Raw genomic sequence first — 12,787 nt, 5'->3', positions numbered from 1 at the left:
ATTCAGTTAGTTTTCATTAATGGCATAACGTTTGGATAAGGCCCAGACCAAATTAACAAATTCCGGTTGATTAAAATGAGGAACCCCGGAAATGACAATGACGAAACGATTTCTACCTATAAACAGCGGCCAAAAACCGATCTGACTGTTGCCGAATACGTCAATTATTCCCCAGGTATGGCTGGCTAAGCCCAAATTATTCATCAACAGCCCAGAACGACGTTCATGAAGGGTTGCAAGTTCAGCACTCAGCGCTGATAGCTCTTCGGCTACCTCGTGCGGAAAACCGTTGCTGGCAAGATAAAAACCCTGCATATCGGCCAATAATACCTTGCCACTTTCAGATATATTCCTGAGCAAATCAGGCAATATATTTTCAAGTAAATCAGATGGATATTCGAGTTCAGTCGCCAATCCTTGCACCCAACACAGTTTTTGGCAATGATGTAGTAATTCGAAACATTCTTGCGGGTCATCAAGCCCTGTCAATTGATGTAGATTGTCAAGTGTCAATGCCTTGGTTACCGGTTGCCGGAGCAACTGTCTGATGAATTGACGAGGCTTGTCTGAGTCGCTGGAAGAAACAGCATAATATGCACCAGCAGGCGTGGGAGACAAATAGAGTCCTTCTGTTAACGTATAATCAATCATAATTATTCTGCCAAGATTGGATCCAATGAGTAGAGCAATGATTGCACCAACAAAGACACATCGTTCTTTACTCTTGCGTCAACAGCAAAAATTGGTGGATTTAAATCTGATATTTGCAACTGATCATGATAATCGGCAATGGTCGGTTTATTGCTTATATCCATCTGCGTGATACCAATCGCAACACTTGTCTCCGCGATATATTTTTTGAAAGCATCCAAAAAGAACCACATATCCTTGTACGGATCGGCTCTCGTATTATCCAACAATAAAACTAAGCCGATTCCCCCAGTTGTCAATATGTCCCACATAAAATCGAAACGCTCTTGGCCGGGAGTTCCATAGAGGTGAATTTTCTCGCCATCGGCAAGATTCACAATGCCATAATCCATGGCAACTGTCGTCGAGGGCTTTCTCAGCTTAGTCATGTCACTCGGAGTTGCATCGGTTTTAATAAGCGGTACATCGCTAATGGCTTGTATAGCTGTGGTTTTTCCAGCACCTACAGGACCGGTAAAAATAATTTTATATTGACTCATAAATTCAATGTTCTGTTATGCTTCGTTTCCGCGCAATTTACCAATAAGTTGACCCAACAGCTTCTGATCTTTGCTGGGCGGCATGTCCGGTGGTTGCACCAGATTATCGGCAGTTCTTCTTGCTTGATCAACCAACCCAATTGCATGAGCGGCACTGATAAACACAAAAACATATTGGGGTTTAATATCAAGAGCTTGGGCTAAATTACCCATGCTTCTAGGTCTTTGGATAAGTAAAGCTGCAATTCTGAGTGCATGAGGCGTAATCAGTAACCGAGTAAAATTAGGCCAGCTTTTTAAATAAACAGGTAGATTGTATTCAATTGACTCAGGATAGCGTCCCTTCGAGGCCCAGCAGGCCAATTTCCATAAAAAAGCATCCATATTTTGAATCTTATCCAAAGTACCGGCTATATTCATCGTAGACAGGTCTTCTGGGACAACCGCCATTTCTGTCTTTAAGGTTTTATGATTAAGCGGTCTTTCGGCAAGCTCTCTTAATTCAAGATCATCGCCATCAAACCAAACTTCGTGCGTACGTGGAAAAAGAATGATAGGAGACCAATTGGTTTGCAGCATCAAAATTTGGCTTTCTGCAAAAGCAGCTTGGAAACAACCCTGATAATAATTCTTTGGCTGGTAATGAGCGTTTATAAATTGCGTAGGGTCATTTACGTCAAAATCTTCAATTGCGCCGATATAATTATGAAAACTTTTTTCATCCAAACGCATCGCTGTTTGATGCTTGGCCGTTTTATGGCATTCATCTTTATCAGGCACAAACATTTTAAGCTCTTGTTTTTTCAAACTCTCTCATCCATTGTCGATGCTTTTTTGCTTGAGTTTGCGATGCAAAAGACATTACAACCTCGGCGACTTTTTTTGTAATCTTTTTTCAATAGCCCACCTTCTCCATAGCTATTTCAAACTGGACTCAAACCAATCGTCGACATCTAGTAGCGTGTCTTCCACAATAGATTGCGGTATTAAAGACCTATGAAGTTTTTCCGAAGTATAGTGCAAATTCTCCGGTTCAACTTTATCAACAATTTGTAAGGATGAGGGGCGGCCTGTTTTGGCAGCTTTTTTTGATAACATGCCTACTAGTGCTTTGGCTCGCTCTAAAGCCATCAACATATCGCTCGTTGAGGCTGGTTTTGCTACGTGTAGCACCCCTTCTTGCACGAAATCCCACAACGATAAAACAATGACAGGTCTTAGTGCATTTTCTTGTAAATGCTTTGTTATTGAGTCTTTTGAATCAGCCCCATCACCATCAAAAATATCGACATCAGCATCTTCTGCATTCACCACATAAGCTGCGCCACCGCACGGCCCTTGCAAAAACAACATCATGATTTTAATAGCTCGGCTATCCATACCATGCAACGCAACTTTTAAAGGCTTGTTATTTTTAGCCACAGCTTAACCTTTAAAAAAATCATGTCTGCACCAACACAGCCACTGACTGCAAGCCTTTGGAAAAAACCGAATAACGGCTATCAGGAAATAGTTCTCTGCCCGAACTGATGTTATTGAGTTGGTCGCCCAGCATAAGAAACTGATTTTCAGTCAACTTTGATCGAGAACCCCGAATCATCCGTCTACCTAGTGCTTTGCCATCTTTGTTTAGGACAATTAATAAATCGACGAGGGAACCGAAAAGCTGTTCTTTCAGGTCATGTTGAAAACAATAATAAATCCGTTCTAAATGGGCTTGTAAATATCTAGGACTCCTAGAAACCCGAAAAACCAGCCGTTCTAAACCTTGCTCAGCCGACCAATCGTGCCATTCATAGAATCCTGCAGCGTCTTTATCAGAAAAAAAGTCTTTCATCCCCAGCTCATTCGTATCATTTTGATTGTTAGCTGTAATCATGCGCGTACTCATATTTATTGGATGACCATCGGTGACTCGTATTGCATAAATTGTAGTACATTATTATTAACTTGCTTATCTGTGTTGCTTAGTTTGAAATCATGGCGACAATTTATTGATTAGCCGTGAAATCTTGAGGCGTTACACCGATCATTAGCAGAAGCTGCCAATGCTGGAGATATATCTGTGATGAATACGAACGTGGGGCAAGGCATTTGGAATTACGCTGGTGCGTCAACGATAGACTCCGCCCAGCAAGAATTTGTTATCCAACCAAAATGGCATAACTCAATAGCTGGCCGGGCTGTCATCCATAGCTGATTCGGAAGGAGTTAATAATGAGTAGGACTTATAAGGGGGACTGCATTTGTTGTCTTGACGAAGGCAGGCGGGGTAGTCAACACGGGGAGAAAAGACTGCTTTGTCGATTTAATATCACATCAATGGGACTAATTTTTATTCTAAAATGGCATGCATAATTTTGAAACGAACCTAGCGGATTTGTTAAGCACACCAAGCGGTATGTCACTTGGTGTGCTGAGATTAAAGTCCTAGTTGACAGGCCGTAATGCCATTCACCCGTTGCATGGTAGCAATGACTTCACCCAACTCATTCCGCTGTTTTGAGAGATATTCTAGCTCCCCTTCTAGCCGAGCTATATTTTCGTTTAGTTTATTTTCTGATTCGCCCGCTGAAAGTAAAATCACCAGACGGTTTTCAATTTGTTTTTTATGATCCAGTATCTGGTTTTTGATAGGTGACAATACGTTGTTGCCCCAAACCATTGCATCTCTTCTTGCTTTGAATAAAGTATTCCTAGCCTGAAAGATTAAGGTATTGTAAAGTTTTTGCACAACAATGCTTTTTTCTGTCAGGGCGGTATTAGTGCTAATACGAAATTGCTCGCCGAGGTTGAATATCCCCTCTAATTCGGCTTGGTAAATACTTATCACGAATAACTGTGGTTTTATTTCCTTGAAACCGTATTCCGTATCGAATTCGGTATGAATTCTTACGATGAATTTTTGCATGTCGTTTGAAATACTTACACATTCCTGCAACAGGCTTTGTAAGTCGTCAAACAGTCTTTTTATGCCTTGTTTCATGGCATAGGTAGTAATACTGCTGCTAATTTCTATTCTATTGATTTTTATAATTTTATCGAATCGAGATGGCGACAAGGACTCAATTAATGAAGTAAATTTTTTGCGAAATTCATTACTAGTCGCTTTAAAAAGCTCCATATTACTAAAATACGCATTTTGTTGATGTTGTGCAGTTTGAGTCATTTCGTTAATCAAGTCTTGATTCTCGAAATTTAACTTTTTAAACTCGTGCAATTGTTTCGAATCGTTTTCAAAGTTTATTTCGGTCAATGTAAAAGATTCTTTAATCAAAAAACCAACATTTCGCAAAACAACATCCATCAAGATATTTTGGCGATGATTTATGATATCTTCGGACAAATATTTCTCTAAGGCATTAATTTTACTCCGGCTCAATAACTCATCGTCAGCTTTAATTTTTGCGATTAACGCCTGTTTGGCAGATACTGGAAATATAAAATTTTCAGAAATCCCCAGCGTCATCGCAGATGCTTCAACCTGTGTTCGGATCGATTGTTCATAACTGCTTTCATCACTTAGCTCGTCCCACATGGAGTCGATTTTATTCATGGCGACGGCAAGACCATTCTTGTTAGAATTAGTAACCCTACAAACGTGAAGATTCCACATCGACAAATCACTTTTGGTAACGCCTGTATCAGCAGCAATAACAAAAACAACAGCTTGCACACTGGGTAGCATACTAAGGGTTAATTCAGGTTCGCTACCTAGCGCATTTAAGCCCGGCGTATCGAGGATTCCTAAACCCGCTTGCAACAATGGATGCGGAAAACTGATCAAAGCGTGACGCCAACACGGAATTTCGACTGTTTCAGGATTTATAATGCCCTGTTCAGCCGCTTCTTTTTCATCAAAAAGTCCCAACTCAATGGCTTTTTCCCTGCTCACCCGCTTAACAGCCACCAGTTCTTGAAAAGCCGATTGCATTTGCTTAGGATTAGTACGATCAAGGTCGATTTGCTTCCACCGTTGAATATCCTTCTTCAACTCGAAAAAAGGAATTTCTTCTAAGCGCGTCTCAATTTCTAGCAAACGTATATAGTTACCGCCTTCTTTGTCGAAGAATAATTCAGCAGGACACATAGTCGTTCGACCAGGGGAGGAAGGTAACAGCCTAACACCGGTTTCCGCAAAAAACAGGGCGTTAATCAATTCGGTCTTGCCGCGAGAAAACTCGGCGACAAAAGCGAGTGTTATCCGGTCTTGGGATAATGATTGCAAAATGTTGGTAATGGTTTCAATACTATTAGCACCTTCAAAACTATAGCATTTACGCCAATTTTGGTACATCTCAATTGTTTGAATCATTTGAGTGCGCCAGTTCGAATACTCGAGGAGCTTATTTGTAAATTTCGAAGATTTCAGTATTTTATTCATTGGCTTTTAAGCTTTTTAAATATTTTTAGAGATTTCCTCAGACAAAAAAAACCCGCGTTAAAGCGGGTCTTTTTCTTAATACCATCTAAGATAGCTTAAATAAGCTTTCCAAGTAACTTTAGTTACCCCAGACCAATTCAACACGACGGTTTTGTGATTTGCCTTCTTCTGTGCTGTTGTCAGCAATCGGCATATCTTCACCATAACCATGCGCAGTCAGTCTGTTAGTCACGCCTTTCATGCTCAGATAATCAACAACAGATTGCGAACGTTTTTGTGAAAGACGCATGTTGTGTCTGTTACTGCCTTCACTGCTCGTATGCCCACGTACTTCAATATCATTCTTTTGTGGGTAAGCGATAAGGTTTTCAGCAACACCATCAAGAATTGCAGTTGCACTAGCGGTTAACCGTGCAGAATCATACTCAAAGTTAACGCCTTTCAACTCAAGACTTAATGGGCAACCTGATGCATTCACTTTGCTACCAGCCATTGTGCCAGGGCAGGTATCTATACAATCATTTACTCCATCAGAATCTGAGTCGAGTGTTGAACAATCGGCAACAGGCTCAACAGGCGCTGCTGGTTGTGGTTTAGCACCTAAAGGAACAACAAAGCCTACGTTAACAACCATGTCATGATATTCATCAGTGCCACCAACTGGTGTCAAATGAGCATTCAGGTTGTTGTTGTACCGATAACGTACGTCGCTGCGGAACAGCAGATTGTCACAGAATTCATAAGTGAAACCCGCTCCGGCTTCACCAAGGATGCCAACACCACTGTTACCATTGACATAGCTATTCATGCCGCCTGCCGCAATAACTGTGTAAGGGGAGAATTTGTCACGCCAGAAGTAATATTGCAGATCCGCAGTACCGCCAGCAAGATCCCATTGACCTTTTTTCCCAATTCTAGGGGTTTCATCATCGAAACCGTTGTAAAAACCTCTCAACTCAACATTAAAATGTTCATTTAAGATTTTGCCGAAACCTATGCCAGCACCGTAGCCTTTTACATTAGAATTTCTATCACCACCTGGTTTCACGTACGAACCGAAAGGCGCGACATACCAACGGTTGTCAAGGAACTCTTCTGCTTGCGCGGCAGCGGTAAAACCTATGCTTGTTATTAAAGCAAAGGCCAGTAAATGTTTATTATTCATAATAGTATCCTTGTTCAGTGAGAAAAATAATTGGTTAAGTACGTAACTAATTATATACCAATAGGCGGAAAGCTTATTATCAGGTTAAGCCTCCTAGCGAAAACAAAGAGGCAATAAAGAAGCGACAACACCCAACCCTTGTATTTATTATACAACATTTGTCTTGAATGCACAACATTATTGATTTAACTCTGTTCTTAGCACATAAAACCCCCAGTTTCAGAACATTCCACTGCCGGAGTTTCAGATTTTATGTTATTTTTGAAGCTATCCTCTTTTAACAATGAACCTCGCAATTTTTAAGCATTAGATGTTATTTAAAAATATACTTATCGTGTGCATAGGAAATATATGTAGAAGCCCAATGGCGGAAGGCTTGTTAAAGCAAGTTCTTTCTGACTCTGGCAAAGGCCACAGCATCGTTGGCTCTGCTGGTTTAGGCGCATTGGTTGGACATCATCCAGACCCTTACGCTTGCCAGCTAATGCTGGCTAAAAACATAGATATTTCAGGTTATCGCGCGAATCAATTAAATAAAGATTTGATCCGCAAAGCTAATCTCATCCTAGTTATGGAATCTTCTCACAAAATAGCCATTGAAGAACTTGAACCTTCCGCAAAAGGTAAAGTTTTTCGCCTAGGTCATTGGGGAAATTTCGACATTCCCGACCCTTACCGACAAAATATATCTGCTTTTACAACTTCTTTAAATTTAATAGAGCGTGGTGTATCAGATTGGTTGCATAAGTTATAATGGGGGTCATTAAACAGTTAACTAGACTGATTCAATCGTTACACAAAGGACGAACTTGTAAGGCTGACGGTCACGGGGTCTACAATGGCAATTTATCCTATGCGAAAGGCAAGTTTTTTTCCCGTTAAAATCGGATGCATCTCATTTTAACTTTCGCAAAAACTCGCTGATGCGCTTATTCTTTTACATCGACGAGACCTAAGTATTTATACGGATATTTATACTATCCTTAATTGCGTACAATTTAAGTCATACTTAATGACTATGGCAAACAATTAACGAGTGTTACAAACCATTACGCCTTGGCATCTTAAACACATTAGCTGGAACTTATATTTATGCGATTGAGAGCATTACTAATCCTGATTACAACAAGTCAACTTTTGGCTTGCACCATTGTGCCTGGACAACACATGAGTCCATTCTCCGATCAATCGAGCATAGACATGCCGGTTACGGAAAACAATAAAACCATCTTGAAAAAATTGGCCATTAAACAGATAACCGCCCAATTGATTGTTGACCTAGAAAAAGACATTAACAACAAAAGCTTAGGGAAAAACAATGTGGTCAATCATTATTTTGACCATCGCATTGGCGCCAATACAATTAAAGGGACTCCGAGCAAAGAACCCTACAGCCAATATCTGGTTGGCCCTCGTGACATCCTCAATATAACCGTGTGGGAGCATCCAGAACTAACAATCCCCGCAGGGGAGTTTCGCTCTGCAGAGGCATCTGGCACTGTCGTCGGTGAAGACGGCAATATCTTTTATCCGTATGTCGGCATAATACAAGCCGCAGGAAAAACAGTTGAAAAAATTCGAGAAGAATTAACCAATAAACTTTCGATATATATTGAGCTAGTTCAGTTAGATGTTCGCGTCACCAGCTATAGAAGCCAGCGAGTTTATGTCGTTGGCGAAGTTGTCACGCCAGGCATACAGGTAGTAAAGGACATTCCTTTGACCGTACTGGAAGCCGTCAATGGTGCTGGTGGGCTAAAGCCCGAAGCTGATTCACGCAATATAACCTTAACGCGTAATGATAAGGTCTACAGCATCAATTTGCTTTCTCTTTATGAGGGCGGTGATCTTAGTCAAAACGTTCTCCTTGAAAGCGGTGACGTATTGCACATCCCAGACAGAGAATTTAATAAAGTTTTCGTCATTGGTGAAACTAATCTTGTTAATAGCTTTGCTGGTGGTACTAATATTACTCAAAGATCACGCAGTATCTTCATGAACAAAGGTCGATTGACCTTGACGGAAGCACTAAGTGACTCTGGAGGAATAAACCAAGAAACGGCTGATGCAGCTCGAATCTTTGTTTTTAGAGGCGGCACTGTTAATGGCAAGCCGGAAATATTTCATTTAGATGCCCTTTCACCCGATGCCTTATTGCTGGCTGACCGCTTCCCGTTACAACCTCGCGATGTTATTTATGTAGACCGTGCAGAAGGTATGCGCTGGAATCAAATCATTGCTCAAATTCAGCCCACTGTCACATTGTTGAACTCCTTCGATGGCTCATTGAAGATCAAACCATTTAGAGCGGCACCTTAGAGCGATGCCAAATTGACAGTATTGAATCAAATATTTTGTTCTTTTAGCCTGTCGCGGATATGAGAGAGATTTTGATTACCAAGGTAATTAAGGCTAGGTAAGACGATCAATTAGCCATTAAGATGTGTCACCTTATCATGCATCGCCCCAAGGAAGGGGCATGATTAAAGGCATAACCTATTGATTTTAAAATTCTATCCCTACCCTTCCCCGCTGGGAGACAGAGGTTTTAAATTTCAAGAGACTCCCAATAAATATTAATGCTAGCACATTAATTCACTCTCGTTAGAAGACTAGAGACATCACTAAAAATAACACATTAACTTTTTATATAAATAACCTTTGTTTTGTAATTAAATGCAAAAAACTATTCCCGATAATAGCAACTCTTCTGCCGATTACTTATCGAACGACAATAAAATCGATTTAGGTGAGATCCTAGCCACACTAGTTGACAATAAATGGCTTATTGCATTCACGACATTGATAATGTTAGCACTTGGTGTCGCTAAAGCCCTTATTGACACCCCCATCTATAAAGCTGATGCCATGTTGCAAATTGAAGCCCATTCTCTATCACTAGCATCCCTAGAGTCGGGAACGCCGCTGGTAAAAAACGATACGCAGGGAATAGCTGAAATTGAGCTTATCAATTCAAGAACTGTATTAGGGCTGTCTCTTGAAAATCTTAAGTTAGATATTATTGCTAAACCAAAATATTTTCCTGTCATTGGTGAAGCTATTGCTAAAAGATATGATAAAAACAATAAGAACAATACAGTTTCGAGCGAATTATTGGGGCAAAACCAATATGCTTGGGGAGGAGAATCAATTAAGGTTGAGGCTTTAAACGTCCCTTCCGACTTATTGGATAAAGAATTGTTGTTAATTGCTGGCAATAATGGCACTTTCCAATTAGTACGAAAGGATGAACCAATATTAACAGGTGAAGTTGGCAAACTTGCAATTAAACAACTAAATGGCCAGCAGCAACCCATTAGCATAGTTGTCTCAATGTTAAGAGCCCGGCCAGATACTCAATTTACGATCATGCGACAATCTGAAGCCAATGCAATTAATCAGATTAGAAAAGATTTTCAGGTCTCTGAAAAAGGCAAATTTACAAGTATTCTAGAATTAACGCTCGAATCCAGCAGCCCTGAGTCTAGTATAAATATCTTAAATGAAATTATTAATATTTATATCCTCCAGAACATAGGACAAAAATCAGATGAAGCTCAAAAAACACTTGATTTTTTAGAAAACCAATTGCCCTCGCTTAAAGCAAAACTGGATGCATCAATAAAAGCGTTAAACGATTTCAGATCTAGAAAAGGTTCTATTGACTTTGATACAGAAACGAAAAGTCTTTTAGAAAGTACTGAGAAAATTAATACTGAAATCATCTTACTGCAGCAGAAACGAGAAGATTTAAGACAAAAATTTACAGAATCGTATCCTTCAGTTATTGCGGTTGACAAACAAATTGCCCGATTGAAAAACCAGATTAGTGTTCATGATCATAAAATTGAAGTCCTGCCGGAAATACAACAAGAAATATTAAAGTTATCCAGAAACGTTAATATTAATACCGAGCTGTATACCACCGTGCTTAACAATGCTCAGACTTTGCGCGTCGCAAAAGCCGGTGCCGCCGGTGATTTGAGAGTGATTGATTATGCCGCATTGCCTAATAACCTACCTATTAAGCCGAAAAAAATGCTGATCGTGGCTTTTTCTTTCATCTTAGGATTAGTTTTTGGTGTCGCGTTATCCTTTATTAGCAGGATATTCCGCCGTGGCATAGTAGACCCTGATTTAATCGAAAATACGCTGCACATCCCAGTTTACGCAACTGTTCCGCATAGTACGACTCAAGAACGGCTCAGCAAAAAACTTAAACGAAACCGCACGCGAGAAAACAGTGAACCTCTCATTTTATCCGTGCAAAACAAAGATGATCTAGCCATAGAAAGCTTGCGCAGTTTGCGAACTACTTTGCATTTTGCATTTTTGGAAGCTCAAAACAATATAATCATGATAACCAGCCCAAGCCCAGGAGTTGGCAAAACTTTTGTGTCCATTAACCTCGCAGCCGTTTTGGCAGATGCAGGTAAGAAGATATTGCTAATTGATGGCGACCTACGCAAAGGTTACATCAATAAAGCCCTAGGAGTAAGCAGAGAAAATGGGCTTTCCGAGCTTATCCTAAACACTACTGTAGGTTGGCCGCCTTTGTTGGATAAAGCCATCCATAGAATACCAATCGTTAATTTGGATTTTATCTCCACTGGAACTATGTACCACAACACATCAGAATTACTTTTACATGAACGATTTGGTAATTTATTGGCAAGTATTAGTAAAAATTATGATCATGTCATCATTGATTCACCGCCCATTTTAGCAGTTACCGACGCATCCATTATTGGACGACTGGCAGGTGCTACTTTGATGGTTGCAAAATCAGGCGAACACCCCATGCGTGAACTGGAGCAAAGTGCCAAACGTTTAACACAGGCCGGAGTAAACCTGAAGGGCATTGTGTTTAACGATCTACCAGAAGTGACGTCTCGCTTTGGACATAACCATGCACACAACAGATATGTCTATGAATATAGCTCCAAAAAATAAATTTGAATAATGGAAGCCTCTCACTCCCCTTTGGGGATGCCTACAAGAATGAATGTTAGTAGCAACTACAAATTTTTTAGAAATGTCAGGCTAGGGGAAAAAAATTACTCCCCTCCCCTCATCTTGACAAATCCGGCAAATGAACATCTGACTACTTGGTCTTCAGACAAATTAGGATTATCCCATTCTTTTCGAAGCTTTTGATCGCCAACATTTTCATCGTTTTCAACTTTCTGTTTAACTTGGCCTATGACAGGATCAATACCCAAATTCGTTTCCCCTAATTGATTGGGGAAACCAGGATTATTTGCCCAAACTTGTTGGGTAAACTTGAATTGCTTACCGATACTGTTGTTATACGCCATAAAAAGCAAACCTAACCCATCAGTTGGCAATAGCGGGGCGACTTTTTCATTAAACTCGTCCAAAGTGTCAGCCTCTGGCAAATCATCGGGATGCACTCTTCTTTCGATATCTTCAAACGGAATGCCCCGACGAGCCATTAGGTGCAAGCGCTCATCTGGTTTGCTTTCAAAGCCTCCTGTACCTCTAGGGTTAGTTTTTCGGATATGCCCATGAAAGGGGCAGCGTACCCCAAGATCGCCATCGTAATTAAAATTGTTGGGTGGAGTTTTATCATTGGCTTCATCTGATAACGTTACTGGCGTACCATCTTCAAAGCGACCGACTATCATTGCACCGGCTAGTTCACGCTGATCTTTGTCTTTGAAGTCAAGTAAATCCGCAACTTCTTGTTCCCGCCTCTTAAAGCTTTGGACATTTTGCTCCAATTTTCGAAAAATAAAATAACTGCCAAAACTTAAGCTATCGTTCGCACCGAGATCCTGTACTAACGCAGTTGACAATGGGAATGCTGGATCCCAGGACGATATGCCGCCATTTTTCGATTCGGCATCAATATCTTCCCACAGCATTAGCGGTTGACTGCGGCCATCTACGTAGCCAAAGTGTTCGATTCCATTACCTGCCTTGTTATGATCTTGCCCCAATCTAGCGGACACTCGGCTAAGAGAGTAATCTCTAAAACCGAGGTAAACAATGAAAACAAAAAAAGAAGAAGCCAGAAAAACGGTA

General features: G+C 40.5%; 12 protein-coding genes. 4 read left to right on the top strand and 8 right to left on the bottom strand.

Annotated elements, in window-relative coordinates:
- Positions 1-6: 6 nt before the first annotated feature.
- The 5 genes from ABL924_RS08105 to ABL924_RS08085 all read right to left on the bottom strand — a co-directional run bounded on the left by ABL924_RS08105 (position 7) and on the right by ABL924_RS08085 (position 3,081).
- Positions 7-651 carry a hypothetical protein gene (locus ABL924_RS08105; RefSeq protein ID WP_349026578.1) on the bottom strand — a complete coding sequence of 215 codons (645 nt, stop codon included), beginning with the start codon at positions 649-651 and terminating at the stop codon, positions 7-9.
- A 2-nt stretch (positions 652-653) separates the two neighbouring features.
- The gene (locus ABL924_RS08100) at positions 654-1,190 is read right to left on the bottom strand and encodes an ATP/GTP-binding protein (RefSeq protein ID WP_349026577.1); all 537 of its coding nucleotides are present in this window, start codon (positions 1,188-1,190) and stop codon (positions 654-656) included.
- A gap of 15 nt (positions 1,191-1,205) precedes the next feature.
- Positions 1,206-1,997, bottom strand: coding sequence for a hypothetical protein (locus ABL924_RS08095; protein ID WP_349026576.1), 792 nt, complete (start codon positions 1,995-1,997; stop codon positions 1,206-1,208).
- A gap of 111 nt (positions 1,998-2,108) precedes the next feature.
- Positions 2,109-2,612, bottom strand: a complete 504-nt coding sequence (locus tag ABL924_RS08090; protein WP_349026575.1) for a hypothetical protein — start codon at positions 2,610-2,612, stop codon at positions 2,109-2,111.
- A gap of 19 nt (positions 2,613-2,631) precedes the next feature.
- Positions 2,632-3,081, bottom strand: coding sequence for a hypothetical protein (locus ABL924_RS08085; RefSeq protein ID WP_349026574.1), 450 nt, complete (start codon positions 3,079-3,081; stop codon positions 2,632-2,634).
- 174 nt (positions 3,082-3,255) lie between these two features.
- Between ABL924_RS08085 and ABL924_RS08080 the strand changes: the two genes are divergently transcribed.
- Positions 3,256-3,390: a hypothetical protein gene (locus ABL924_RS08080; protein WP_349026573.1), complete on the top strand. Its 135-nt coding sequence runs from the start codon at positions 3,256-3,258 to the stop codon at positions 3,388-3,390.
- 222 nt (positions 3,391-3,612) lie between these two features.
- Here the strand turns inward: ABL924_RS08080 and ABL924_RS08075 are convergent, their stop codons facing one another.
- Both ABL924_RS08075 and ABL924_RS08070 read right to left on the bottom strand, forming a co-directional pair.
- Positions 3,613-5,505, bottom strand: coding sequence for a dynamin family protein (locus ABL924_RS08075; RefSeq protein ID WP_349026572.1), 1,893 nt, complete (start codon positions 5,503-5,505; stop codon positions 3,613-3,615).
- A 187-nt stretch (positions 5,506-5,692) separates the two neighbouring features.
- Positions 5,693-6,739, bottom strand: a complete 1,047-nt coding sequence (locus ABL924_RS08070) for an OmpA family protein (RefSeq protein WP_349026571.1) — start codon at positions 6,737-6,739, stop codon at positions 5,693-5,695.
- Positions 6,740-7,049: 310 nt separating this feature from the next.
- On the opposite strand from ABL924_RS08070, the gene ABL924_RS08065 reads away from it, so the two are divergent.
- From ABL924_RS08065 to ABL924_RS08055, 3 genes are all read left to right on the top strand, one after another.
- On the top strand, positions 7,050-7,493 hold the full coding sequence (locus tag ABL924_RS08065) for a low molecular weight protein-tyrosine-phosphatase (protein ID WP_349026570.1): 444 nt from the start codon (positions 7,050-7,052) through the stop codon (positions 7,491-7,493).
- A 338-nt stretch (positions 7,494-7,831) separates the two neighbouring features.
- On the top strand, positions 7,832-9,058 hold the full coding sequence (locus ABL924_RS08060; protein ID WP_349026569.1) for a polysaccharide biosynthesis/export family protein: 1,227 nt from the start codon (positions 7,832-7,834) through the stop codon (positions 9,056-9,058).
- A 357-nt stretch (positions 9,059-9,415) separates the two neighbouring features.
- Complete coding sequence (locus ABL924_RS08055; RefSeq protein WP_349026568.1) at positions 9,416-11,692, top strand: polysaccharide biosynthesis tyrosine autokinase; 2,277 nt, start codon at positions 9,416-9,418, stop codon at positions 11,690-11,692.
- 104 nt (positions 11,693-11,796) lie between these two features.
- On the opposite strand, the gene ABL924_RS08050 is transcribed toward ABL924_RS08055, so the two are convergent.
- The coding region (locus ABL924_RS08050; RefSeq protein WP_349026567.1) for a hypothetical protein at positions 11,797-12,787 on the bottom strand (991 nt) is incomplete at its 5' end.

Origin of the sequence: Methyloglobulus sp. (assembly GCF_040079455.1) — a bacterium.
Taxonomy (GTDB): Bacteria; Pseudomonadota; Gammaproteobacteria; order Methylococcales; family Methylomonadaceae; genus Methyloglobulus.
Note: the sequence above shows the minus strand (reverse complement) of the source record. Positions and strands in the feature narration are given on the sequence as shown.